23 protein-coding genes and 1 pseudogene are annotated in these 24,904 nt (G+C 41.6%); 7 read left to right on the top strand and 17 right to left on the bottom strand.

What is annotated here, in order from left to right; all coding sequences use genetic code 11:
- Nucleotides 1–13 precede the first annotated feature (13 nt).
- From SHAL_RS23665 to SHAL_RS10800, 8 genes and pseudogenes are all read right to left on the bottom strand, one after another.
- Nucleotides 14–1,081, bottom strand: coding sequence for a transporter substrate-binding domain-containing diguanylate cyclase (locus tag SHAL_RS23665; RefSeq protein WP_049763878.1), 1,068 nt, complete (start codon nucleotides 1,079–1,081; stop codon nucleotides 14–16).
- A gap of 48 nt (nucleotides 1,082–1,129) precedes the next feature.
- Nucleotides 1,130–1,489 carry a transporter substrate-binding domain-containing protein gene (locus SHAL_RS23660; protein WP_049763877.1) on the bottom strand — a complete coding sequence of 120 codons (360 nt, stop codon included), beginning with the start codon at nucleotides 1,487–1,489 and terminating at the stop codon, nucleotides 1,130–1,132.
- A gap of 269 nt (nucleotides 1,490–1,758) precedes the next feature.
- A complete protein-coding gene (locus SHAL_RS10820; protein WP_041415970.1) occupies nucleotides 1,759–2,109 on the bottom strand; it encodes a hypothetical protein in 351 nt (116 codons plus the stop codon).
- 126 nt (nucleotides 2,110–2,235) lie between these two features.
- Entirely contained in the window at nucleotides 2,236–2,511 is a 276-nt protein-coding gene (locus SHAL_RS10815; protein WP_041416381.1) for a putative cross-wall-targeting lipoprotein signal domain-containing protein, read from the bottom strand.
- A 242-nt stretch (nucleotides 2,512–2,753) separates the two neighbouring features.
- A complete protein-coding gene (gene rimK / locus SHAL_RS10810) occupies nucleotides 2,754–3,668 on the bottom strand; it encodes a 30S ribosomal protein S6--L-glutamate ligase (protein WP_223296285.1) in 915 nt (304 codons plus the stop codon).
- A 54-nt stretch (nucleotides 3,669–3,722) separates the two neighbouring features.
- Nucleotides 3,723–4,130, bottom strand: a pseudogene (locus SHAL_RS23435) (ATP-dependent zinc protease family protein); the annotation flags it as partial.
- Between the two features lie 359 nt (nucleotides 4,131–4,489).
- Nucleotides 4,490–5,182, bottom strand: coding sequence for an SDR family oxidoreductase (locus SHAL_RS10805; RefSeq protein WP_012277162.1), 693 nt, complete (start codon nucleotides 5,180–5,182; stop codon nucleotides 4,490–4,492).
- A gap of 626 nt (nucleotides 5,183–5,808) precedes the next feature.
- Nucleotides 5,809–6,198, bottom strand: coding sequence for a glycine zipper family protein (locus SHAL_RS10800; RefSeq protein ID WP_012277161.1), 390 nt, complete (start codon nucleotides 6,196–6,198; stop codon nucleotides 5,809–5,811).
- Nucleotides 6,199–6,353: 155 nt separating this feature from the next.
- On the opposite strand from SHAL_RS10800, the gene SHAL_RS10795 reads away from it, so the two are divergent.
- On the top strand, nucleotides 6,354–7,379 hold the full coding sequence (locus tag SHAL_RS10795; RefSeq protein ID WP_012277160.1) for an oxidoreductase family protein: 1,026 nt from the start codon (nucleotides 6,354–6,356) through the stop codon (nucleotides 7,377–7,379).
- A 155-nt stretch (nucleotides 7,380–7,534) separates the two neighbouring features.
- On the opposite strand, the gene SHAL_RS10790 is transcribed toward SHAL_RS10795, so the two are convergent.
- On the bottom strand, nucleotides 7,535–8,041 hold the full coding sequence (locus SHAL_RS10790; RefSeq protein ID WP_012277159.1) for a hypothetical protein: 507 nt from the start codon (nucleotides 8,039–8,041) through the stop codon (nucleotides 7,535–7,537).
- 867 nt (nucleotides 8,042–8,908) lie between these two features.
- On the opposite strand from SHAL_RS10790, the gene SHAL_RS10785 reads away from it, so the two are divergent.
- Nucleotides 8,909–10,024, top strand: a complete 1,116-nt coding sequence (locus tag SHAL_RS10785) for a tyrosine-type recombinase/integrase (protein ID WP_012277158.1) — start codon at nucleotides 8,909–8,911, stop codon at nucleotides 10,022–10,024.
- Nucleotides 10,025–10,152: 128 nt separating this feature from the next.
- Here the strand turns inward: SHAL_RS10785 and SHAL_RS10780 are convergent, their stop codons facing one another.
- The 3 genes from SHAL_RS10780 to SHAL_RS10770 form a co-directional block, all read right to left on the bottom strand.
- A complete protein-coding gene (locus SHAL_RS10780; protein ID WP_012277157.1) occupies nucleotides 10,153–10,893 on the bottom strand; it encodes an RluA family pseudouridine synthase in 741 nt (246 codons plus the stop codon).
- Between the two features lie 586 nt (nucleotides 10,894–11,479).
- Complete coding sequence (locus SHAL_RS10775) at nucleotides 11,480–12,520, bottom strand: porin (RefSeq protein WP_012277156.1); 1,041 nt, start codon at nucleotides 12,518–12,520, stop codon at nucleotides 11,480–11,482.
- A gap of 83 nt (nucleotides 12,521–12,603) precedes the next feature.
- Nucleotides 12,604–13,959 carry an FMN-binding protein gene (locus tag SHAL_RS10770; protein ID WP_041415969.1) on the bottom strand — a complete coding sequence of 452 codons (1,356 nt, stop codon included), beginning with the start codon at nucleotides 13,957–13,959 and terminating at the stop codon, nucleotides 12,604–12,606.
- A 193-nt stretch (nucleotides 13,960–14,152) separates the two neighbouring features.
- Between SHAL_RS10770 and SHAL_RS10765 the strand changes: the two genes are divergently transcribed.
- The 3 genes from SHAL_RS10765 to SHAL_RS10755 all read left to right on the top strand — a co-directional run bounded on the left by SHAL_RS10765 (nucleotide 14,153) and on the right by SHAL_RS10755 (nucleotide 17,978).
- On the top strand, nucleotides 14,153–15,376 hold the full coding sequence (locus SHAL_RS10765) for an FAD:protein FMN transferase (protein WP_012277154.1): 1,224 nt from the start codon (nucleotides 14,153–14,155) through the stop codon (nucleotides 15,374–15,376).
- Nucleotides 15,377–15,601: 225 nt separating this feature from the next.
- Entirely contained in the window at nucleotides 15,602–17,386 is a 1,785-nt protein-coding gene (locus SHAL_RS10760; protein WP_012277153.1) for a sensor histidine kinase, read from the top strand.
- Nucleotides 17,379–17,978, top strand: coding sequence for a response regulator transcription factor (locus SHAL_RS10755; RefSeq protein WP_012277152.1), 600 nt, complete (start codon nucleotides 17,379–17,381; stop codon nucleotides 17,976–17,978). The genes SHAL_RS10760 and SHAL_RS10755 overlap by 8 nt, the downstream gene beginning before the upstream one ends.
- Nucleotides 17,979–18,004: 26 nt before the next feature.
- Here the strand turns inward: SHAL_RS10755 and SHAL_RS10750 are convergent, their stop codons facing one another.
- From SHAL_RS10750 to SHAL_RS10735, 4 genes are all read right to left on the bottom strand, one after another.
- Entirely contained in the window at nucleotides 18,005–18,409 is a 405-nt protein-coding gene (locus tag SHAL_RS10750; RefSeq protein WP_041415967.1) for a hypothetical protein, read from the bottom strand.
- 86 nt (nucleotides 18,410–18,495) lie between these two features.
- The gene (locus SHAL_RS10745; protein ID WP_012277150.1) at nucleotides 18,496–19,272 is read right to left on the bottom strand and encodes a tRNA-uridine aminocarboxypropyltransferase; all 777 of its coding nucleotides are present in this window, start codon (nucleotides 19,270–19,272) and stop codon (nucleotides 18,496–18,498) included.
- 94 nt (nucleotides 19,273–19,366) lie between these two features.
- Entirely contained in the window at nucleotides 19,367–20,680 is a 1,314-nt protein-coding gene (pssA, locus tag SHAL_RS10740; protein ID WP_263053416.1) for a CDP-diacylglycerol--serine O-phosphatidyltransferase, read from the bottom strand.
- A gap of 10 nt (nucleotides 20,681–20,690) precedes the next feature.
- A complete protein-coding gene (locus SHAL_RS10735) occupies nucleotides 20,691–21,023 on the bottom strand; it encodes a DUF1904 family protein (RefSeq protein ID WP_012277148.1) in 333 nt (110 codons plus the stop codon).
- A gap of 252 nt (nucleotides 21,024–21,275) precedes the next feature.
- Between SHAL_RS10735 and SHAL_RS23250 the strand changes: the two genes are divergently transcribed.
- Together SHAL_RS23250 and dacB are read left to right on the top strand one after the other, a co-directional pair.
- The gene (locus tag SHAL_RS23250; protein WP_012277147.1) at nucleotides 21,276–21,452 is read left to right on the top strand and encodes a hypothetical protein; all 177 of its coding nucleotides are present in this window, start codon (nucleotides 21,276–21,278) and stop codon (nucleotides 21,450–21,452) included.
- Nucleotides 21,453–21,490: 38 nt separating this feature from the next.
- Nucleotides 21,491–22,921 carry a D-alanyl-D-alanine carboxypeptidase/D-alanyl-D-alanine endopeptidase gene (gene dacB / locus SHAL_RS10730; RefSeq protein WP_012277146.1) on the top strand — a complete coding sequence of 477 codons (1,431 nt, stop codon included), beginning with the start codon at nucleotides 21,491–21,493 and terminating at the stop codon, nucleotides 22,919–22,921.
- A gap of 148 nt (nucleotides 22,922–23,069) precedes the next feature.
- Here the strand turns inward: dacB and SHAL_RS10725 are convergent, their stop codons facing one another.
- On the bottom strand, nucleotides 23,070–24,830 hold the full coding sequence (locus tag SHAL_RS10725; protein WP_012277145.1) for an acyl-CoA dehydrogenase C-terminal domain-containing protein: 1,761 nt from the start codon (nucleotides 24,828–24,830) through the stop codon (nucleotides 23,070–23,072).
- Between the last annotated feature and the right edge of the window lie 74 nt (nucleotides 24,831–24,904).

Genomic DNA, 24,904 nt, shown 5'->3' with positions numbered 1-24,904 from the left:
AGGCTGGGTTTTTTTATACACTTAAAAACTCAAAACAGTTTCTGCCACGCTTTTTTGCTTGGTACATAAGTAGATCGGCTTGAGTGATTAAACTTGTGCATTCCATATCCGTTTGCTTGCTATAAATGGCACCTAAGCTAACAGTAATAGCGAGCTCTCCTGCATCGGTATAAACCTTAGTCTCACAAATACAAGTTTGCACCCGCTCTGCAAATGCTATCGCTTGGTTTTCGTTAAGTTCAGTCATAAATACACAAAACTCCTCGCCACCTATGCGTCCAAGTACGGCTTTATCACAGAGCGTTAGAGAGACCCTTTTTACGACTTCTATTAGTGTTTGATCGCCAATATGATGGCCAAACGTATCATTAACGCCTTTGAACCTATCGATATCGAATAGCAATAAGGTCATGCTTTTTTTTCTAGTCTTATTGCTTCGTTCAAACTCACTTAAAAAATAACGTCGATTATTAATGCCTGTTAAGTGATCTTTCCTGGCCAATAATTGTAATTCTTGATTTACGGCGTAAAGCTCTTTGGTTCGTAGTGATACTGTTCTTTTAAGTTGTATGACGTAAATAGCGATCATACCTAGAGATAAAACGATCATCAGTGGCAGTAAGTAGCTCGGGTATACCGTTTCGACATGAAGCCATTTCCTGTTAATACGGCTTAACGTGTCCTGCTCTATCTGTTTAAAACCATTCTTTACTAAGTTAAGTAATTGAAAGTTCCCTTTGGCTACAGCGGGCTTAACTGAAGCCGTATACAGATGCTGTACCGGTGCAAAGGTGCTTTGCTTGTCTGAGGTATAGAGATAAAAGTTTGCAACTTGAAAGTCGGCTACAAAAGCCTTGATATCGAAATGTAAAGCAGCATCTATCATCTGTTCATTATTGCTAAAATGGATTAATTTGACCTGAGGGTACTCCCTACGGATGAAATTATCTTCATAGCTTCCTTCAATCACTCCTAGCGGTGTGCTCTCTACTATTGAGTCTACGTTATCACTAAGCAAAGACTGCTCTACAAATACTTGGCCATCTAGTTTGGCGAGATTATTTGCGTAGTCGAAATACACCGCTCTTTCATTTGACCATAATAAACCTGCATGTATATCGGCTCTGCCCTACCGAACATTGTCGATAGACTCTTGCCAGTCAGTTAAAAGGAATTCGATTTCTATCTGGTTGACCTCAGCAAACTCTTTCCATAAATCAATAAGCAAGCCTCTAGGCTCACCTTTATTATCTATGTAAGAAAAGGGTTTCCATGCTTTGGAGTTCGCAACAACTAAGGAAACAACATTGTTAGATGTAGTGTGTGATGAAACTGCTGTCGCTAGTGGAATGTTGGAGGCTAGTGTTATTAAACCGATGAGCAAGATGAAAAGTAGAATGATTACTAAGGGAGTAAATCGACATGAGATGGCTTTACGAACCGTTTTTAATGTTATCGGACCTTGGTTATCCTTAGGGGAAATCGCCACAAGATACCGTCCTTTGCCATATTCCTTTAGTGGTAGCGTAACATCTGCAAAACAAGCGCGCTACATTAACTGTTTCAATCAACCCTGATTAACACTAAAGCATGATATCAAGTGTAAAACTATAGTTTGGCAAGGTTTTTGAAACAAAAATGCATTTTAAAAAATACAGTTTCATAGGCTCTAGCTGTTCATGCTAAATATCACATCAATCAGCTTCTACGTTCCTAATAGTTAGGACTCATACATCAATATAGTTGCTCGACTTACTATTAGATAACCTTACCTATTTTTGAAATTCCAGAATCAATTGCTTCATCAATAACTTCAATATTTTGATTTATATAGCTAATTAATATGTGCCGTTCGGTATCTCCCATTTCGCCATTCAGCACTGCACGGTGTAACTCTAGAGATTCAGACTTATGGCTAAGAAGTGAAAGCACAGATATTTGCTCTGTATTGTAATAATGCATCAGTAAGGCTCGTTGAGTGAGCCTTATCGATGCATGTATTAGGTACGTAAGACTAGATACATTGTCATTACTAGATAAGTTGTCATTAGCAATAACCTGCGAAGCAAAACCCTGGTATTGGAGAGTTTGTTGTCTAGTTGAATGCATGTTCACCCCTTTTAAATTTGCCCTGTGATTAGGCTAGTGGGATGAATAGTAGCGTTTTAACGCTGTACGATGCCTTAACGGTTTTTTATCAACAATGATGTATTAACAACAAGGCAAGCTATCTGGTTAACTGCGTTTGATTCTCACAACTTTAAAGATATCCATTTCAAAGCCAGCTACGCCCTGTTTATCCGGATAATAGGTCATGTTTACGCGAGCACCACATAAACTTTTATACTTTTTGGTTCTTCTAAAGGTAAAAGGCGTATCACAGTTATCAATCATCACTGTGTGTAACACCCAATCATCTTTAGCTCTTTGTGTGTGTGAACAGACTTTCACATCTTCTGAATGTACTAGCTTATCGTGCTTAACTAACATTTTGTCTACTGTGGACTTCACCATTTCCTCCATAGCAAAAAAGTAAGTACTAAAAGTAGCACAAATAGGCATTTGAGTAAAAAATTTGCTAAAAATAACGGTCTCTTATCCAGCAATATTGATAGTAGCCCCCATTGTCCAACACACCAAAATTAGTGAAAGGAAACTTATCTCATGACTAAAGAAAATATAATCACTAGGCTATAAAAAAAGCGCTATGCCAGAGGCATAACGCTTTTTCATTTATCCTAGGTTGGAGCGGATTACTCAGCCTTCCAACCCAACTTCTTCTCAATAGAATCGATCATCGCACCAGCGATATCGATACCTGTCGCAGATTCGATACCTTCAAGCCCTGGAGATGAGTTAATCTCAAGCAATAATGGTCCGCGACTAGAGCGAATGATATCAACACCAGCAACACGAAGACCCATTGTCTTGGCAGCTTTCAGAGCCAATTGTCGCTCTGCAGCACTTACCGAGACAATAGACGCACTACCACCTTGATGGATGTTAGCTCTAAACTCTCCAGGAGCCGCTGTACGCTCAATAGAAGCAACAACCTTGCCGTCAATAACAAAACAGCGTAAATCCTTACCCTGGGCTTCTTTAATGAATTCTTGCACAAGTAGATTTACATGTAGCGATTTGAAAGCATTGATTACGCTTTCAGCCGCTTTGGTGGTTTCGGCTAATACAACACCTTTACCTTGAGTTCCCTCAAGTAGCTTAACGATAAGTGGTGCACCACCAACCATATCGATAAGATCTTTCGTATCAACGGGTGAATTAGCAAAGCCACTTGTTGGAATATCTAAGTTATTCTTTTGCAGTAACTGCAACGAGAATAGTTTATCTCTTGAGCGTGTAATCGCATCAGAGGTGTTAAGCGCCATGATATTCAAACTTTCAAAGTGACGCGTTAACGCGCAACCGTAGAAGGTCATACTTGGTCTGATGCGTGGAATGACTGCATCAAGATCATTTAAGATGCGGCCGCCACGGTAATGTACCTCAGGCTCAGAGGCATCGAGCTTTAAGTAACACTGTTTGATGTTTAAAAACACCATCTCATGACCACGTTGTTCACCCGCTTCAATGATGCGTCGGTTACTGTACAAGTCAGGGTTACTTGCTAACAAACCGATCTTAAGACCACTTTTCTTAGCTGATTTCACACCGTAAAGTTGTTCAACCTCAACGTCGTTCTGCTGACCTAAGCAAAATGATTCCGATGGGTCAACCAAGGTCTTGTTGCTCATCGCTTCACGACCTAACAACATGCGATATCCCATACTGTCGCGGTTAGTCAAGGTTAGCTCAACTTCCCAAGCGTGGCCGCCTAACTGAATAACAGAGGCGATAACGTAGCGTTTTTCGATCTCACCGTTAGAGCTCTTAATGTTGCGACGGTCGATAACTTTACTTTCACATCGAAGGATGATCTTGCGACTATTTTGTATCGGGTGAAGTTCAAAAGAAACCCATGGCTCGCCTTCTCTTTTAAAAGGGCGGATATTGACAGCATGGATTGATGACGTTCTGGCGCCAGAGTCAACTCTAGCTTTAATTGCTGGAACACCAAGAGCTGGGAATGCACACCACTCTTCACTTCCGATAATAAACTTGTTGTCGCTCATTACAATTCTTCCAGTTAAGTTAAATTAAGGAGCGCGAAAGTACTCCTTTTTTCAGCAGATGCAAACTAAATTTTAGTTATTTTCTACAAACGGATAGGATTTTTTCCAAAATCCCGAAAACTGAGACATCTGTCGTCAATTTTTAGCCATATAAATGGCTGACATCACGGCAAATTAATTAAAGGTGCAGGGTATCAAAAATGCCTATTTTTGAGTAGCTTTGCCCGATTAATTTTAATTTATAACAGAGATAAATACCAACTTTTCACCTTCCGCGCAGCTATAAAACTGAGTGACGGGGCAATCACCAAACAAAGTCGCACTGCTGATGAAAAACCCCCTTTAAAATAAAGCAAATTTTACCAAGGGATGGTTTTCCCTTGGTAATCATAAAAATGACCGCTTTGTTCTTGTGTTAAGCCATCGATAACTTGAGTCATTCCCTTTACCGATGTGTCAGTATCAATCAGCGCATTGGGTCCGCCCATCTCGGTTTGTACCCACCCCGGGTGCAGTACCACACATTTGATTCCATCTTGAATAAGATCGATTGAAAGAGACTTAACAACTGAGTTTAATGCTGCTTTTGAGGAGCGGTAATAATAGCCGCCACCACTGCTATTATCTTGCATGCTTCCAACCTTTGAGGAGATAAATGCCAAAACACAGTTTTGCGCAATCTTTAAGTTAGGATACAAGGTTTCAGTCAGGATAAGCGGCGCGATAGTGTTAACCGCTAACACCGCCTGCCATTGGTTTATATCCGTTGTACCAAAGCGCACTCCCTTTGGTCCATAATATCCTGCATTATTAATCAGTAAGTCGATAGCTTCAGAGCCTAGTGATCGCTTCAATTCTGCGATAGAACTAGGAATTGTGACATCCAGCTCCACAAGCTTTAGTGCTGTAAATTTTGATTGCTGGTGCTGCAACGCAACTGCATCATTCAGATTTCGACAGCAAGCGGTGACCTGCCAACCTGTTGTTAAGTAATGCCCAACAAAGGCAAGACCAATTCCGCGGTTCGCACCAGTGATGACGACATGCTTCACAAATTACTCTCCCTAAAAAACCATTAGCTAACAAACCTGTCCAATCGTTAGTTTAGCAGTAACTGCCTCTTAGGCAGACTCTAAGGCAGGAAAATCTTCCTAGACATGAAGTATCACAACGTAATCAACATCTTTAACTAATTTCCTCGATGCTTGCTGCATAACTATGCGGCGTACTTGCTATAACGGTACACGCAACATCAATAATACCAATTGCATTAAGTATCTGTTCATTCAGTGGGAATTCAAAGCGCTGAAGGCAAGTTGGGAACTTGAAGCTAATAGTTATTCTATATCAAGAGTTTCCGGCGCAGCATGCAGTGCTTTGAAAGCCACCCAGTGGGAAGCGCTCAAGCATTCCACTTCTGCTTTGCATCGACTCACAAGGGAATAACCATTCTGTCGTCCATGCGCCTTGAATTGAAAAGCTTGAGCGCTTCTGAATTGATTAAATATTTAATGCAATTGGTATAATTTGTCCAAAGGCTATTTTGAAGACAAAATTAGCCAACTCGATAAAAGCCTTCAGCCAGCATACATCCACTTCTCCATGAATGTTAACTAGCTGATTAATCACTCAAAAAAGGCTAAGCTAATAATTAGCTTAGCCTTTATGTTTAACGACTTTAATTAAGTACGACATAACCTCGATTTATCATACAATTTTTAATAACGGCTTGCTGCTCTGAAGCATAGGCATCTTTATTACTCCGCCTTTCTCTTCCTTTAGAAATAACCCCTACGCCAAGTCCGATTGCAGCGCCCTGTTTTGCTCCGTCTGTACCAGAACCACCTGCAATCGCCTTACCTGCTGAACCGATTGCAGCACCTTTAGCAGCGGTGCCAATGGCGCTACCTTCTGTCTGTTTTTGCTTAACTTGAGTCGACATTTCAGTACATTGATGTAGATCGTACACATAGTCCTTCTCATCAACCCCCGTTTTATCGACAATAATATTTGCCATCGCGCTCACAGGTAGTAACAACAATCCAAGGCTTAATAAATAACGTCTCATTCAATGCTTCCTCTTTAATCGCCACACTTTTTGTGCTAATCAACAACAGAATCAATATACTTAGTCTGTTTTGAATTTCGTTGTATATCAATTATAGTACAGCGTTCTACCTGTCTGGCTCTTGAACAAGAATTCACTAAGGGACATTAATAGATTTGACTAACGCATCAATTAACAATGTTTTGGCGGACTTTTTCGAGTCTGCAGACTTTGAAAAAGTTACAAATATTCAATCCCTTTGGTCCGGATATGGTGAGATCGCTAGATATCGTTTTACCTCTGTGAAGTTAATTGAGAAGTTTGGATTCAAACTCTTTATTGTTAAACACATTGCACCTCCTCAGCAGGTACAACATCCAAGGGGCTGGTCAGGTTCGGTCTCTCATCAACGAAAAATAGACTCTTATCAAGTTGAAGCTAACTTCTATCAAACTTTAGCTAAACGTTGCAATGATGACTGCTTAGTCCCCACTTTCTTAGGTGAGCGCCACTTTGTCGAAAAAGGACAAGCAAGCCAACTGATCTTAATGTCTGATCTTGATAGTCAAGGTTTTCCTGTTCGTGCAGCTAGTTTGAATCTGGAACAGACAAAGTTATGTCTTCGTTGGCTAGCGCAGTTTCATGCAAATTTTATGCACCGAACAACTGACAATACTCACGATGGGCTTTGGCCCATCGGCAGTTACTGGCACCTTGCTACTCGACAAGAGGAGTGGCAAGTTATGCCGGAATCTGAACTTAAACAGCAAGCAGGTAAAATAGATAAGCTATTGAATAATTGTGAATATAAGACAATTATTCATGGTGATGCTAAAGTTGCCAACTTCTGCTTTAATGACGATTTTACTGATATTGCTGCTGTCGACTTTCAATACGTGGGCAGTGGCTGCGGCGTTAAAGACCTTGTATACCTGATTGGCAGTTGCTTATCTGAGACCGACTGTGAGAATAATTTTACACAATTAGTGAATGAGTATTTCACACAATTAAGGCAGGCACTAAGCTTATATCAGCCACAGTTAGACTCAAATTTAGTCGTTAAAGATTGGCACAGATTAGTGGACTTAGCCTGGGCTGACTTCGAACGCTTTCTTGTTGGTTGGGCTCCTAACCATAAAAAAAGAAATCGATTTAGTCAGCAGATCACAAACAGAGCACTAGAATCCATTCGAGGTTTCTGAATAATATTTTGAGCATCGAGCATCGAGCATCGAGCATCGAGCCAATATTTTTATTCTAGAGGGCTAGCTTAGTTAGCCATTTAATTAACTAATTACTTAATTAGATAGTTAGTGAACTCATCTAAACGAGCCTATCTGTGGATTAGGACTGTAACTCAATTCTCTTCACTTGATTTCGGATATTCACTCAATAGATGATCAATGGCCTGATCAAAAGTATCGATTTGATTGGAAGCCATAAATTCTTTTAGTTTGATGACAAGATCATTGCCTATCTCGATGTGGGATTTCTTTTTACGTTTCTTAATTTGCGATAGCTCCTTTCGCACCATTCTCCAACCATGATCACTAAAGTAGCGGTTAAGCAGTAGATTGGTTTGTTCCAGAGCATTATCGACACCATTCGCTTGTTTGCGGATCTTATTGAGAGACGACAAACTTTCGGTCAGCATGATATAGAGCTGTTCGCGTTCACCTGTTTTTTCAAATTCACAAAACCAATCTTTTCTCTTTTCGACTTCAGCCAAAGAGATGAGTCGATAGATAAGAGGTAATGCGACAAGCAACTCTTCCGCTTCAAGCAATTTTAATTTCCGGCCAGCTGTCGGTTTCTGTTGATGGTACTGCCAACTCTGCCCTGCGTTATCTATTTTCTTTTGCATTCAATTCCATTCTCAATCGATTATTTCACCACACGTTACGGGTAACAAACCAAAACATTAAAAGTATGGTGCAACCATATAATAATTTAATTGTCGCACTAATGCAGTATCTAACTCACTACTTCTACGTATTTTTTATATTTTTTCGCTTATCACTTTACTCAACCAATAAAATGGTGACACCATGCTATCTACACCATTACTCCGCCTCAAAAGTGGTGGCTCTGCTCTACTGGATAGCAACTTAATCAAATTTCAGTTCCCCATGTATAATGCTAACGGATCATTTCGTACAAGCCTGGCTTTTCAATCATCCATGATTAAGAACCACTAGTAGAATTTAACCAAATTTCCCCTAGACGATGATTAACAGTCTGACCGCAAAAACCATCACACTCATTGCAGTTTCACCAAGGTAAAACGATATTAGTACGGAGTACTGAACCGTTATTGCATAAACAGTTAAGCATAAACAGCTTCGAGATAAGGGATGCTGTTATAGGTATTAATATGGTTATACCATGTTATTTATGTTCCGCTTTTTGTAACCATTATCCCAAGACTTTTCGTTACTCACTCTATAGCATGGTTATACCACGCTTTAATAAATAACATTCTAACCAACGCTGATACAGCTAAATTAAAAACAGCGTTCATATTCACTGACCTATTTTTGCTCCATATTTAACCTCTTACTTAGGCAAACCCTCAATTATTGTGCGTAAAACATCCAACTTGTACCTTGCCAACTTCTACCAGTGATAATGACGATTATCACTGGTAGAGATAAGGGTTTTTAAGTAGAATATCCGACGTTAAATGACGGATTTAACGCCACTTTATTAGATTATAGGTCAGCAAAAAAAGATGAATTCGGAACAACAATGTCCTAAGCAAGTACCCTCTTTGAATGAACAAGAGCATGCATTAGGTCACTTTAGTGGGGGCTTAACTAACGGCCACAGTACCCAACACGCTCCGAGTCAGAATCCCAATGAAAAGTTTTTCCAAGAGCAACAACTTCCCATCTCGATCTTGGATGATTACAAGAGCGCGGCCAGTGAGACTCAATATGAGATCTCGGACAATACCCGACGAGTCTATCGTTCCAGCTTCGCTATTTTTAGAAATTATTGCGATCAACATAATCTAAGTGCCCTGCCCGCCGATCCTCGGAGTGTGATTTCTTTCATCGGTCATCAAAAAGAAATTTATCAGGAAAAGAGCGGCCACCAGCTATCTAAGCAAACGATTAATACACGTTTGGCGGCAATACGTTTTTTCCATATTCAAGCCGCACATCATTCACCGACTGAACACCCCCTTGTGATCAGGGTGATGCGTGGTCTGATGCGAAACCAATATCGACAGATCTCAGACTATGATCAGCAACCGATCACCTATGATGAGCTGGAAATGTTGTTGGATGTGATCGAGCGACAGCCGCAACAGTTAACCCGATTGCGGGATAAAGCGATTTTACAGCTTGGGTTACAGGGGGGATTTCGACGTTCTGAATTAGCGGAGATACGAGTCGAACATATTAGCTTCTTAAGAGAAAAGCTTAAGGTGCGCGTACCCTATTCTAAAAGTAATCAGCAAGGCCAAAGAGAGTGGAAAGATCTGCCGAAACAGGAACTGTTTTCTGCCTATGAAGCGGTTCAACAATGGCTTGATGCCACCAAGATAAAACAGGGACACCTATTCCGATCCTTGAGCCGTGATGGCAATTCGGTTCGAGATTATCAGATCACTCAAGCCAAAATGGGTAAAGGCTTTTTAAAGGGCGACGATATTTATCAGATGATAAAAAAATACTGTGACAAGGCGGGACTAAATTCTCGATTCTATGGTGCACACAGTTTACGAAGTGGCTGCGTCACCCAGCTCCATGAAAATGATAAAGACCATCTCTATATCATGGCAAGAACCGGGCATACCGATCCGAGATCATTGAGGCATTACTTGAAGCCAAAGGATTAAAGCTGCTTAAAGCTTCAGTCATCCTTTAGTTTGAAGCTTGAATTTACAGTTAAAAATTTCACTTAAATTTTTGGTTTTTATTTTAGCTTTTGGGTTTTCGATTTCAGTTTAGCAGCTTAAGAAAGCGGCTAAAATGGACTGGGGCTATTTGCAAATATTCTCTCTCCAGTGATGGGATGATCAAATTCAAGCCGAGTAGCATGCAGCATCAACCTTGGTGCGAGTCGGTAAGAGGTCTCGGAGCCATAAAGATCACAACCGATAATCGGGTGACCAAAGTACTGGCTATGGATCCGTAATTGATGGGTTCGGCCTGTTTGCGGAATAAACTCAACTCTTGTCACCGAAACCGAACGGTCAACAGCTTGTTCATTCGTGCTCAAAAGCGGTGCGTCATCATCAAGACTAGAATAAGATTCTAGACCTAAAACATGATACAAAGACCGAGCTGTTTTCCCCTCTTTATCGCAGATTTTCATCAGCGGAAAATTAGGTTTATCTTTAGCAATTGGTGCATCGATAAATCCGTCATCATGGCTAAGCTCGCCAAGTAACAATGAGGTATAGGTTTTTAACACGGTTCGTTCACTAAATTGCTTACACAACAGCGCATTAATTTGTTTGTTTCGTGCTATCACCATAATTCCCGACGTCCCTAAATCCAACCTATGAACTAAGGTACAACCTGGAAAATCCTTAACCAGACGGTAATGAACTGAATCCAGATTTGCAGGATTTTTTCCCGATAGAGACAGCAGCCCCGAAGGCTTATTGATCAGTAAAAGGTGCTCATCTTGAAACAAAATTTCGATCTCTTCAAGACAGGGAGGCGCAATAAAATCGTCTGCCGGCGGTGGGGAAACTTGCAATGCGGTAAACTCTAAACAGATAAATGACAGGCTATGATACAGGAGTTTGTGTTAAACAACGAACTGATAATGGACTTAAAGCTACAGTCAGGATCCTGTAAAACTAGTCAAATTTAGCAGCCTATTTTGAGTTATTTAAGCTGCCTTTTAGACTGTATATCTACAGCAATATCTTATATAGGCACTTATGCTATCTCTTATAAAGCCTCTTATACAGTCTCTTATATTAGTCATATGTCGCTCGTACATATGTTCTTACCTCCTCTATATAGCCCTCGACAATTATCGATTTGTGACCATTTCTTTATATTAATAGTGTTTATTAGTCTATCAACGTACAGCTTTTTTTCAAAAAGCTATTTATTCAAAAATAAGCATAAAAATGCAACTATAAAAATATAATCCCGAGATATTTTTGACAAAACTGCATATTCAATCAAAAATATGAATGATAAAATAGGAGCCGCAGAGGATTTTTAGTAGTGCGGAGCGTATATCCTTATACGCTCCATAGAGGCAAATCGTAAAACTAGAAATAAAAAGCTAGAGATGAAAAAATAGATGTATTAGGCGCGAAAAACTCAGTTTAGAAGTCGAGTCTAAAACCAACACTCATGATGGTGTCGTCAAAATCTGAGTATTGTTTCACGTCAAATTGGCCAAGCTCCGTATGTACTCGAGTCGATTTTGAAAGACGATATTCAGCACCAATAGCCCACTGTGAAACCTCTGGAACCTCAGTCGCTGCTGCGCCTAATTTATCATAAACACGGCCAGCAATTTTACCTGTACCCGAATCGTCCTGACCATATTGAGCCTTTAATGTTAGCTTATCAAACTGATATTTAGCACTCACGATAAAGCCATCGCCATCACGTTGCTGCCAGTTATCTAAGTTTGGATTCACGATTTCTGAGCTTTGATAAATTGAGCCTAGCATTAGCTTGTCAATCTTATACTGAGCGACTGCACGAAAGCCTTTAATGTCTTCTACACCATCGGTGTATGCAGCGGCTAGATACAAGTCACCGCTTTTGAATAGTTTATCGCCATAGGTTAAAGCGACCTGGTAGTTTCCGTTATCACGGCGCACATCATCTTCACCATAGTAATTATCTTCTAGAATATAGCTGGCGCCAAATTGTAGCTTGTTCCATTTTACGGTTTTATATTCTAATGAATCCCCCCAACGTTTATCACCAGCAAACAAGCGGTCATGCTTTAGTGAGTACATATCCATGGCATCGGCAGTGCCTTTCGCCATTTTGAATACAGGGTCGATACGACCTGCAGCAAGTTGGCCGACTGTAGAGTGCTTAATACCTAGAAAGGTAGGACGCGCAGAGAACGGATTATTTTGCTTACCTTCCGTCGCGCCATTTACGCCAACTTCAATTTGGTAGAAGACAGTGAAATCTTCATTGATTGCCGCATCACCTTTAATCCCTAAGCGACTCCAGTTGTTTTCTAAAACAGTACCGCTTTTACCGCTATGGGTTGCGCTACCACTATCAGAGTGTGTAATCGAATAATCGATACGTCCATAAAATTTATAGGCATCGGCCATAACACTCGGTGAAGCTAAAACCGCGGCAACGAGTAAAGTTAATTTAACTATTTTCATCATCTTCTCTCTTAATTATTTATTCATTTGAAAGACAGACGACTCCCCACTCTAGAGGCGATTAGGAGTCGACATCTATAGCTGGGTTAGTTTTTATTATGCTGGTTAATCATTCCATCTTGACGCATCTCTTTGTACAAGATCTCGGCTTGATTCAGATAGCTATCCCAAGAGTTTGAGCGCTTAGTGAAACCGGTCGCTGCATAACTTCCGGTATCACCTGTTGCTGGTAAGTCATCGATTAAAAATAGCGATCCACCTTGTTGAAGATGAGCATTTAAACCATCTATCATCACATTGAAGCCAATTCGTGCAGGCTCAACATAGTTAATAGATTCATATTTTGACTGGCGATAGAATTTCTTCAAAGACGCGTCTTTTATTTGGGCCTTCTCATCGGCAAAGATCTCATCATAGTGGGCTTTCACAATTTGCTTCGTATCGGTATCGACAACGATACGCAGCATGGCAGTAATCCCCGTCCAGTTGCCTTTAGCATCATTGAGCTTTTCAGCATGTTGATAGAATCTTTGCTTGGTACCATCGCCGTTTATTTGAGCATGAATTTTTGCCGTTAGCGGAACCATAGATTGCTGGATACTGTTAGATGCACCGGCAACCACATCGATATCGGCATATTTCAGACGATTAGGTTCTTTTAGTTTATTGCGTAGCGATGGGTCAAAATCAGGATTTAAGTCGAACGTCAACTTATCTTGCTCAACCATAAGCTTTTCCATGGTCAAAGATGATTGTACCCAGGCAGTGCCTTTCTTCTTACCCATTGAGAAGTTATATTCAGACATACGCTTTGGGACATCTTGATATAGACGGGTGTAGTAATTCGGACGTCCACTTTCATTAAACTCTGCAAAAATCACGTCTTTGGCGTTATTGCTATTGGTGACAATCGCGACACTTCCCATGTGGCCTTGACGGAATCGCGCTTCCTGATAGTAATAATCCCCCTTAAGCAAACCTAGCTGAGGTTGAATTGACCACTTAAGCTTGAAATCTTCATCGCCAGATTGCTCCTTTGAGCCAACGGCAGCATAGGCAGGTTGACTGCCATTTCGGCGAGGGACACTGTTAACGGCTTCTAAAATACCGTTAGAGGAAAAAGTTGCCCCCGAAACGGCGTCAATGCCTTCGTGACCGTTGTTTGCGATTATTTTTGAAAGTAAACGCTCGGCGTTTAGATACAGAGATTCGGTTTCATTATGAGATTTGGTCTTAATATCGACAATATGACCATTTTTGACCTCTATCGTTAAGATAATTTTCCCTTTCTTACCTTTAGCTGAAACGTCATGAATGCCGTCTGCGTACTTACCTTGATCCATAGCGGTAGAACTCGTTGCAGAACAACCGACTAATGTCATTGTGGCGAATAATACTGCGCTACTTACCAGCGTTTTATTGAAGTTTTTTAAGCGTTTCATTGTCTCTGCCTTCAAGTGTTTTTTCATTGAAGCCAGAATAAAAGGTTTTAGATTCTTAACAATTGCGGAAAACCGCAATATCTTAGTTTGAGTTTTATTTATTTGACGCAGTTAACACAAACTACAGTTAATTATTACCGCACAAGCTGCTTATGATATTCATTTAAAAACTACGCGACCACCAGACTTTATTATGAAACGTATTTACCCACTCTTACTTTTACTGACATTTGCTAGCTACACCAGCGCAAAAAATGTAAATTCAGAATCTACAAACACGCTACTTACAAAATCAGAGCTTATTAAAAATCTGCCACCAGCACCTGACTTTAAGATTGTTAATGTCGATACTAAAGGGGAACCCTATCTCTGTGAAGGTAACGCTATTATTACAGCTAGCAAGGGAGTAACAAACTTAACTACACTTAAATACTTTGGTACCTCAATCAGTATTGATGTTTATGATGCCGACAGCGACAATTTAAGACAGGCACTTTGTAACGCACTAAATGTAATACAGGAGTACCATTATCTTGCGTCAAACTACAGTACCTATCCCCATGTCACCAATATCAAGACCATTAATAACGCCCCAGAAAAGTCCCATCACATCGACCCAAAACTGACACAGCTCATTGATGCGAGCATTGAGTGGCATGACAAGACTGGCGGATATTTTAACATTGCCCTATCACCAGTCATTCAACTTTGGCGTGGCTACAGAGCACAATGCATAGGAGAACGTAAACTTCAGGACAGATGCGAAATCCCGACTAACGCTGAATTAAATGCAGTCAGACCATTGATTAATATTGATAATATCAAATTAAATAAAGAGCAAAATACCATACAGATGCAAACGGGCATGAGTATTGACCTTGGTGGAATAGCCAAAGGCTGGATGACGGAGAAAGTTTACAGGCAGCTAAAAATGGATGGCATTGAAAACTTTATGATCAATGCGGGTGGCAATATTCGCCATTATGGGCTCCACCCACAAGGTCGCCAATTTACGACGGCTGTAGAAGACCCAATCTGCAAGAAATACAATAACAGCCTTAGTCAATGCCAAAGCTTCGATGGCCAATATCATGAAGTGCTCACAGGTAAAGATATTGCTGTAGTATCGAGTGGTAACTACTTAAGATATTATCGAGTGAAGGGAAAAGAATACCACCATATTATTAACCCCAAGACCTTATACCCCAAGCGTATAGGCATATCCACGACCATTGTAATGAGTCGGGAACAAATTTATGCTGATATTATTTCAACAGCGTTATTTCTTATGCCGTTAGACGAGGCGTTAGATTATGTTAATAGTACCGACAATCTCGAAGCCGTTTGGTATTTAAATAAAGAGGGAGAAAAAACCAAAAGTGACAAACTTTTTAAATTCAAAAAACACTTACAATAAGCGATACAGTTATTTAAATGACGTCAAACGTAAAAAATTCGAGTTTAATTATATAATTCAAATTAGACCATGGACGGTTTTATTTTAAATTATTAATAAAGAGCATGATGTAGTGGTTTTCCGCATTCGAACACAAACTGCGATTCATGTCACGTAGTGTCGGTCTGCACACTACATTTATCTATAATGAAGTCATAATACTCAAGTGTCTCCTTTCTGTACTCAATGATGATAGCCAAATTTCACCATTTAGCCGCTATAGGCTGCCTTATTTTCTCCTGCTTTAGCTATGCAGAAGACACTGCGCCAATACGAGTCGGCGTATTGGCATTTACTCACCCAGATAATGTCAAAAAACGCTGGCAACCGACTATCGACAAGATTGCAGCAGATCTAAATAGGCCTTTTGAACTGTTCGCCCTAACCCCTAGTGAATTAGATTCGGATGTGGCTCAAGGTGAGCTAGACTTTTTAATCACTAATGCCTTAACTGGGGTGAGCTATAAGAAAGATTTTGGTACCAGTAGCCTATTAACGCTCGTCCCTCTGAGGAATAAACAACCGACTCAGGCTGTCGGTTCTGCATTAATCACTCGCTCAGATCGACATGTAGCCAATTTTAATGATTTGAAAACGCTCAGCGCCGTTTCTACCGATAAGCAAGCATTCGGAGGCTTTCAAATTTTTGCCGGCGAAATGGCTCACAACGATTTAAATCCCTTCAATGACTTTGAGCAACTAAGCTTCGTCGGATTCCCTCAGCAAAAGCTACTGTCGATGGTGCTTAATGGTGAGGCGGATATTGCAATTCTTCCTACTTGTGTACTTGAGAACGCAGTTAAAAACGGTGATATCGCTGCAAATAGCTTAAAGGTCGTGTTAACCAAAGCTGCTCCAACATTTCACTGTAAAACCTCGAGTGAGTTATACCCCTATTACTCATTTTCAAAGCTGGGCAAAACAGATCATCGTCTAGCGACCGATGTCATCCGCTCTTTGCTGACGATAAAAACCAATGACCAAGCGGCAATTATTGGTCGTTACGACTCATGGTCTGCTACGGTAAACGATAGCCATGTATTTAAACTGCTTAAACAGCTACAACAATGGCCGTTTGTCACTAACTGGACCTCAATTTTTAAGAGTGCATTCCCCTGGGCCGTCGTAGTCGCAATTTTCTTGTTATTGGGTTATATCCATCACCTGCGGGTCAAACGCCTCGTAGTGCTTCGTACACGCGATCTACAGGCCGAAATCGAATTACACACCCAGACACAAAAGGCGTTACTTGAACAAACAAAGCAGTTCTATAAGGCTCAACGGGTACTGTTAACGGGTGAGATGGCATCGGGTATAGCCCATGAGCTGAATCAACCCTTAGCGGGGATCCGCTATCTGACTCAGGGTTGCATTTACCGTTTGTCTGAAGAGCAGACCGATCTTAAAGACGCCATGACCAAAGCGATTCAACAAGTCGATCGGGCTCAATCGACGATTAAACGCTTTAGGCATTTCTGCCAACAACCCAGTGTGATGAGTGAGTGTAGTTTAAATCAGGTCTTAGATGAAACATTGAGCCTTATGGGTGCCGAGTTCACGCGTATGCAACTAACGCCAGAGTTTAGGAGTGAAACAGTGCAGTTAACGGCAGATCCGAGTCTTCTACAGCAAGTGTTCGTCAATATCATACGCAATGCACTCGATGCGATGGCGCAAACCCCTGAACCGAGCCTTTCTATAACGCTTTCAAAGCAAGCACAACACGCCACTATTGTATTTAAGGATAATGGCACGGGTTTGACTGAAATAGCGTTAGAGCGGTTATTCTTCCCGTTTGAAACATCAAAAGAAAATGGCTTGGGGCTCGGTATGATCATTTGTAAACGTATTATTGAGGAGCACGCCGGTGAGATAAAGGCTAAAAACAATTGCAACAAATATACTAAGCAGCGTGAGCCAGGTTTAAGCATGACTATCACCCTTCCAATTAAGGAACCATTAAATGACTAATCTGTATCTGGTAGACGATGATCAGGCTGTACTAGACTCGTTAACCTGGATGTTAAATGGACTTGGATATCAACCTAAAGGCTTTTTATCGGCCGATTCATTCCTACAACAAGTCGATATAAATAACACGGGGATCGCAATCTTAGATGTGCAGATGCCCGGTATGGATGGCAGTGCGTTATTAACGCATATGAGCAAGGCACAAAGCCCTATTGCCGTAATAATGTTAAGTGGTCATGGTAGTATCGCTATGGCAGTACAAGCCATTCAAAAAGGTGCGCTAGACTTCTTAGAAAAGCCTGTAGATGGAGATAAACTTGTACGGTTGCTTGACCAAGCGGGTGAACTAACAGAGCAAAATCTACGGAGCAAACAGGAGCGCCAAGCGCTTTCTGATAAGTTAGCGACACTGACACCAAGAGAACATGAGGTGATGGAGAAAGTCTTAGAAGGAAAGCTCAATAAGGTGATCGCGGCGGAGCTAAATGTCGCTCAGCGTACATTAGAGCTACACCGTCAAAAAGTCATGCTAAAAATGCAGGTCAGTAATGTTGCTGAACTCGCTTTCTTAATGGGCAAAAGCACCGAATAACCCTTTACACTAATTGGGATTAGCCCCTATGCAATTCTACTGTCTGGGCTACGTTTTGATTTTGCCCAAGTTGCACAAAACTCCCAGCCTCTATCTTGGCAAACTAGACCGGCGCTATAGCGGCTTTTTACCCATAGAGGATAACGATTACCGGCAATGAGTTTAAAGTTAATATCGTCCTGCAATTGGCTGGTGGACCAATTAACCTCATCGACTGTAAAACTATTTTTTACTGGACTCGTGATGATCAGTTTTGGCGCTGTGCTAGCGATAGCAACCCTCTCTAGAACTTGACTATCAATAACCGTATTAGCTATAACCGCATTCGCTGCCAGAGTATGAGATAAACAAAACAGCGCCAGTGAGAAGATAGCGACACAACGAAGAGGCCGAGTGAAACTGAAATCCATTAAAACCTTGTCTGCAGCCATCCATTGCCCTTATCCATCGACTATCGAATATTAAGCATAACTCAAATAGCACCAGATTCAACGTATTGATTAATTAGACTAACATTTTAATCTTTTGCTATCGTTTCGCATTTCTCTGCCGCATTCTGATAAGCTGCGAGGAACTCTTGCTTAAGCTTGCTTAATGTCGATACGTCACGATTATTGCGGCTACGACCATGTAAAGAAGATTCAACAAAAAGCGCAAACCATGCCTCTAATACTGCGCCATTTTCAGGCTCACCTGCAGCCGAAATCGCTAAGCTAGCAACCTCAGCGGTACCAAGTTGAAAATCACGCGCGCCTTTTCTTAGCGCATAACTTGCAGTGGTTTCTGGTGAAAACGAGAACAGCGGCAGATGATGCAAGTACTCGCTTTTTCTAAACATCTTGATCGCTTCGCGCCAACTACCATCAAGTAAAATAAAAAGTGGTGTTTTCCCCTCTTCTCGCTCGTCAGATGTCACTTGGTTAAATATCGCTTGCCCGTCTACGGCATACTCAGCAGGGAAAATAACAAAAGGCTGGTACTTAGGATCATTAATGAGCGATAACATTTTTCGGTTAGGATCATTGCGCGACCAAATAAATGCATGGGTATCAGGGATAATATCTGCGATTAAACGCCCACTGTTACTTGGTTTAAGTACCTCATCGTCATACATAATCAACATAAACGCTAATTTACTGCTAACCGATTGACGTTGGCTACAAGTACACAGATGCTCTGCTAGTAAACAAAACTGGCAGCGAATAACATTTTTCCCTCTCGCGGTAAAAGGTCGAGAAGAGATCGCTTTTCTGTATTCGTACAGCCGATGAATGGCGTGCTTTGGCAAAATCATTTTTGGCTTAAATCCAATCTTTTCAAATATAACAGTCTAAAAAACAAAAAAGCCTACTCATAAGCAGGCTTTCAATATCAAGCAAACGACAGGCTTACAGTATACGCCTTAATAAAAAGTCTGCTTTCAAGCGCTTAATACGCTTCATGATCTTTCGCACAGGTGCTGGATAGCTATTTAACGTTTCAATTTGACTGTAATGATACAAACGCTCTGTATGCTCGAGAATATGCGTTTGCTCTTCTTCAAACTTCGCTTTCCAACATCCGTTATCATCTTGCAATAACAAGCCATTCTCTAGATCTAACGCCCATGCTCTGGGGTTTAAATTGCTACCAGTAATTAAATGCCGCTTACCGTCAGCACTGATCCCTTTCAAATGGAAACTATTTCGGCCATCTTTCCAAAGGTGGATATTCAGCTGGCCGCTTTCAATCGCCCACTGTTGACGTTTAGCAAACTTTCTCAATGACTGCTCATACATGTAAGGTAAAGCGCCAATAGTAGAAAACTCTTCCTCTGGTGGAATATAGAAATCGTTAGAGGTTTTATCCCCAACCACGATATCAATTTTCTTACCTTTACGAAGGTGCTTCGCCAATGCTCTAACTAAAATGTATGGTGGGTTAAAGTAAGGTGTGCAGATGAACAAAGTGTCTTCGGACTCTTCAACTAAGGCAACAATGACCTTGTTAAGCTTGTTCTTTTTACGCCCAAGCCCGACTAATGGCGTGACTCGGTTGCCTATTTGAGTCTGACTAAATTCATACTCCGCTTTTGAGAGACGATATTTAAGGCTACTCACCTCGTATTTAGTCGGTAAGATCTCTGTTTCTTTAGCTTGTGTTAAAGAGCTAACTGCAACATCCGCGACTAAATACTTTTGGATCATTGCACGCATACTGCGAGCAAGCTCTGCAGATTCGATCACATGATAACGATCGAAGCGATATTTATCGTCCTGATGCAGGTAGATGTTGTTAATACTGGCTCCGCTAAAAACAACCGCATCATCAATCACAAAGCCTTTAAGGTGAAGTACACCCATAAACTCGCGAGATTTAACCGGCACACCTAAAATATCGATCGGATGCTCAGCGGCTTCAGTGACCTTGCGGTACATTAAGTAATTGCCACTGTCGCCTTTATGACCAATTAGCCCGCGACGAGCGCGATGAAAGTCAACGAGCACTTTAACATCGAGTTGAGGATTGTTATTTTTGGCATCCATTAATGCGGCAAGGATCTCTCTACCCGCTTCATCATCTTCTAAATAGAGTGCTGCGATATAAATAGAATGCGTTGCACTTGCAATTCGAGATAACAATTCAGCTTTTAACGCTTTAGGCGTTAACAGCCAAGAAAGCGAATCTGGTTGTAGCGGTATGCCACCTAGCTTACTCAGCAAGGCTCTCTCCTTAATAATGCTGACCATCTTTATAATATGTGCTTGGTTCAAGCTGTCTAAACATAACAATGACATGCTGTAGCTTGGGATTGGCCATTAATAAGGCTTCACGAATAACCTTTTGTGCACGATGGTGTGTTTCGGGATCTTTTGGAAACCATAACACCTCGACCTGAGCAATATCGTTGACCTGTTCGCCATTACGATAATTATTGCTGTTTACCCAATCGAGAATGAAAGATTCTGGTTTTGCCTGACAAACCTTGGCTAATGCCTCAAGTAATCCGATACTCAGTGTGGCAACTGCCGCTTCTGATAAACCGCTGATTCTTAAATGTGGCATAAAGATCCTCCTAGATAAGGGCATAGAAATTACCGATTTAAGTCAGTTTGAGCAAGGTTTTTCTGATAATAACAGTCTCTAGAGCCAGATTTAGGTGGGTTCTTGCGCGGTTCGCCAAATATTTAGCCAGAAAAACGACAGAGGCGTATTGGAGATTTTTGTCTAACAACTCACTTTGTTTGCCAAAACCATCACTGATAATGGTCGGAGATTTTGCTAATATCAGGCTAATTTTACGATTTGGATGAGTTAATGAATATTAAGACGCTGGTTACGCTATTGGTTGTGCTGTTGAGTGCATGGAGCATTTTTCACTTTAAAGCCGAGCTAGGGATCCTTGTGTTACCGCTATTTTTTGGCTTAGTACTGTTTGTGACACTAAGGCTTTATCGTTTGATGGAAAAGGATGAACCTAATGGTCAAGACTAGGCTAATGTTGCTCATTTTAATAATAGAAGGGATCTCTTTTGCTTAAACGCTTTGTAGCTGCCACAACGCTTTGCCTTATTGCCACCTCGGCTGTAGCCGACGATTACCTCGCTAATATGGTAAAGGCGATAGAACCTAAAACATCTCAAACCGCCATCGTTGTGAGCCCCCTCAATTTAAACGATGAGGGACACGTTAGCTCGCCAGCATACCGTAAAGATGCGCAACGACTATTTGTACCGGCCAGCACGATGAAGCTGCTTACAGCCGTTGCGGCAACGACAGCGCTAGGTAAAGATTTTCGATTTAAAACCCAAATTGACTCATTTGTTGGAATTAAGAACCGACGAATTGAGGGCGATCTATTTATACGCTTTGATGGGGATCCCACTCTCACTGGTCGCGACTTAAGACAGTTATTCAAGCAGCTAAAGAAGCATGGGTTAGATCATATTGATGGCAACCTTTATTTAATCGGTGATCAGCAAGAAACACTGCAAGCTCCCGGCTGGGTATGGGACGATTTAGGGATCTGCTACGCGGCACCAGTATCTCGCTATATCGTTAATCAAAACTGTGTTAAAGCGAAGCTCTCACCAACCCTCGCCGACAATCAGGGTAAACTGACATTTAGCCAATTTGAACCCGTATCAATCGCCAGCACCGCAGTTTTTGATAAAGTCGGAGACACACCTTTTTGCGAGTTAAGCCTACAACGCCAAGCTAATAATGAGTTTATTCTATCGGGCTGTCATGCTGGGCAGAAGCCATTAAATCTAGCTATTGCCATATCAGATCCGGCGCTCTATGCCCAAAAGACGGTAGCAAATACCTTAACCAGCATTGGGATCAACATTAAAGGTGATGTGCTATTAACCAGTAAGCGTCCTGCCAATACTATATTGCTCGCTGAGCACCAATCTAAGCCGCTTTCTGAGCTGACTGACATCATGTTATTAAAATCAGATAACTTAATTGCTGACAGCCTACTAAAGCGCTTAGGACAATATATTTATGGCGTTCCGGGCACATTTATTAACGGTAGCGCTGCAATGAAACAGATCTTAACCGAACAAGGCGTCGATCTTTCCAGTGCAAATATTGTCGATGGCTCGGGGCTTTCTCGTTATAACCTGCTTAGCGCAGATCAGTTAATCCAAGTGCTATTATTGCTCAAGCAGAAAGAACAACTCAACTTTTTAATTGATCAACTTCCGATAGCCGGCAAATCTGGCACCTTAAAATATCGAAACGGTTACACTGCATCCCCCCTCAAAGGCAGCGTATTGGCCAAAACGGGTTCGATGATGGGAGTCACCAACTTAGCAGGGTTTATTAAAAAGGATGGACAACTTTCCCAGGCCTTTGTGATCTTAGAAAATGGTCATAGCCCATCGGTGAAAAAGAGCGAGCTAGCACCTTTTAATGTTCTGTTTTTACAGTCTATGGTGCAAAGGGCGCGCCCCTGACTTGGACGCTTGTAGACTTTAACTTAAAGGTGCAGCAAAGCCAGAAGTTATCACCAACTAAGCCCGTTGCAACTAGCGTGTTTAAGACTGAAACTAAAAGCGCCACTATGAAAGTGGCGTTTTTTAAGGTTTGACCCATAGATAGGGATTAGAACAGGCTCGCATCCATCTGCATTATCGATGCATCACCTTGACTAACCTGGGATAGGTGATAATCCGCTTTAGCTAATAGCTTATCAAAGTAAAAACGACCAAGATGCGCTTTTTGTTGCTTAAAGCTTTCATCTTCGTGGTCATTAGCCGCATCATTCATCGCTAACCAGAAGCAGCCATAAAGGACATAACCAAAAGCATCAAGATAATCAACTGCGCATGAGTTGATCAATGCGGGTCGACTGAGTTTATTGTCATTAACTTGGTTAGCAACTTCAAGCAGCTGTTCCAGCAATGACAATAGTTTTGCTTTATCGCCATCGGCAACATGAGTATAGCCATTAATATTGGCGACCTGCTCTGCAACAAACTCAGACAGGGCTGCGACGTTATCCCCCGTGACTTTACGGCCTAAGAAGTCAATCGCCTGAATGCCATTTGTCCCTTCATAGATCTGTGCAATTCGAGTATCACGCACTAACTGCTCAATGCCTGTCTCTCGAATATAGCCATGACCGCCAAATACTTGCTGCGCCATAATTGCCGCATCGAGACCACGATCACTTAAGAATGCCTTAGAGACCGGTGTTAACAGCCCCATATAACGACTCGCCTTGGCCTTGGTATCACTATCTTCTGAGTACTTGGCCAAATCGAGTTGCAGTCCCGTATATACTGATAATGCGCGTCCAGCTTCGGTCAAGGCTCGTATGGTCAGTAGCATACGCCTAACATCGCCATGAACTAAAATAGGATCAATACTTGCTCCTGTAGGTGAACCACCCGCAGCCACGCCCTGAACGCGTTCCTTGGCATAGTCAGCCGCCATTTGATATGCCGCTTGTGAGGTTCCTAAGCCTTGAATACCAATGGCTAAGCGCTCATAGTTCATCATGGTGAACATACATACCAGACCGCGATTCGCCCTACCTATCAGGTAACCTTCTGCATCGTCAAAGTTCATCACACAAGTCGATGAGCCTTTGAGCCCCATCTTATGTTCGATAGAGCCCACTGTGACACCGTTGGCATCGCCTAGGCTATTGTCAGCATCAACCTTAATTTTTGGAACTAAAAACAGCGAAATACCACTGGTATTAGGTAACTTGGCTAATACTAAATGGATCACGTTTTCAGTTAAATCATGATCGCCACCAGTGATAAAAATCTTGCTGCCAGTGATCTTATAACTACCATCATCATTAGGCACAGCCTTAGTGCGGATATTGCGAAGATCTGAGCCCGCTTGAGGTTCTGTCATCCCCATGGCACCAGCCCACTCGCCGCTGTACATCATCGGCAGGTACTGCTCTTTGAGCGCATCGCTACCATGGGCATGAATGGCTAATGCCGCACCAGCAGTTAATGAACCGTAAAGTGTAAATGCATTACAGGCGCTGTATGCCATCTCATCGACAAGTACACCGAGCATCTTAGGCATGCCCATCCCGCCAAATTCAGGATCACCACATAACCCGACCCAGCCACCTTCTGCGTATTGATCATATACCGCTTTATAGCCATCGGGTGTGATCACCTTATCAGCTTCATGACGAACGCCTTGCTCATCGCCACTTCGGTTAATAGGATGGATCAGCTCTCGGCTAATCTTGTCTGCTTCATCTAAAATGGCCACTGCAGTATCCATATCGACAGACTCTGCCATTGCAGGCATTTCAGACCAGATGTTTGGGGCGTCAAAAACTTTTTCAAGCAAGAAACGCATCTCAGCTAACGGGGCGTTATACGGGTTCATATAGGACTCTTAAACATTAGATTTAAACAGTTGTTTCAAATCTATCAGATGTTGTCACAAAAGGCACCATTTTT

The sequence above is a fragment of the Shewanella halifaxensis HAW-EB4 genome, assembly GCF_000019185.1.
Classification (GTDB): Bacteria; Pseudomonadota; Gammaproteobacteria; order Enterobacterales; family Shewanellaceae; genus Shewanella; species Shewanella halifaxensis.
The sequence above is the reverse complement of the archived record's forward strand: the minus strand, read 5'-3'. Positions and strand labels throughout refer to the sequence as shown.

Coding starts and splice junctions, on each gene's coding strand:
- SHAL_RS10755 (WP_012277152.1), top strand. CDS start 17,379: ATGACTAATCTGTATCTGGTAGACGATGATCAGGCTGTACTAGACTCG.
- SHAL_RS10725 (WP_012277145.1), bottom strand. CDS start 24,830: ATGAACCCGTATAACGCCCCGTTAGCTGAGATGCGTTTCTTGCTTGAA.
- SHAL_RS10775 (WP_012277156.1), bottom strand. CDS start 12,520: ATGATGAAAATAGTTAAATTAACTTTACTCGTTGCCGCGGTTTTAGCT.
- SHAL_RS10785 (WP_012277158.1), top strand. CDS start 8,909: ATGAATTCGGAACAACAATGTCCTAAGCAAGTACCCTCTTTGAATGAA.
- SHAL_RS10735 (WP_012277148.1), bottom strand. CDS start 21,023: ATGCCACATTTAAGAATCAGCGGTTTATCAGAAGCGGCAGTTGCCACA.
- SHAL_RS10745 (WP_012277150.1), bottom strand. CDS start 19,272: ATGATTTTGCCAAAGCACGCCATTCATCGGCTGTACGAATACAGAAAA.
- SHAL_RS10800 (WP_012277161.1), bottom strand. CDS start 6,198: ATGAGACGTTATTTATTAAGCCTTGGATTGTTGTTACTACCTGTGAGC.
- SHAL_RS23250 (WP_012277147.1), top strand. CDS start 21,276: ATGAATATTAAGACGCTGGTTACGCTATTGGTTGTGCTGTTGAGTGCA.
- SHAL_RS10770 (WP_041415969.1), bottom strand. CDS start 13,959: ATGAAACGCTTAAAAAACTTCAATAAAACGCTGGTAAGTAGCGCAGTA.
- SHAL_RS10760 (WP_012277153.1), top strand. CDS start 15,602: ATGATGATAGCCAAATTTCACCATTTAGCCGCTATAGGCTGCCTTATT.
- SHAL_RS10820 (WP_041415970.1), bottom strand. CDS start 2,109: ATGCATTCAACTAGACAACAAACTCTCCAATACCAGGGTTTTGCTTCG.
- SHAL_RS10790 (WP_012277159.1), bottom strand. CDS start 8,041: ATGCAAAAGAAAATAGATAACGCAGGGCAGAGTTGGCAGTACCATCAA.
- SHAL_RS10765 (WP_012277154.1), top strand. CDS start 14,153: ATGAAACGTATTTACCCACTCTTACTTTTACTGACATTTGCTAGCTAC.
- SHAL_RS10750 (WP_041415967.1), bottom strand. CDS start 18,409: ATGGCTGCAGACAAGGTTTTAATGGATTTCAGTTTCACTCGGCCTCTT.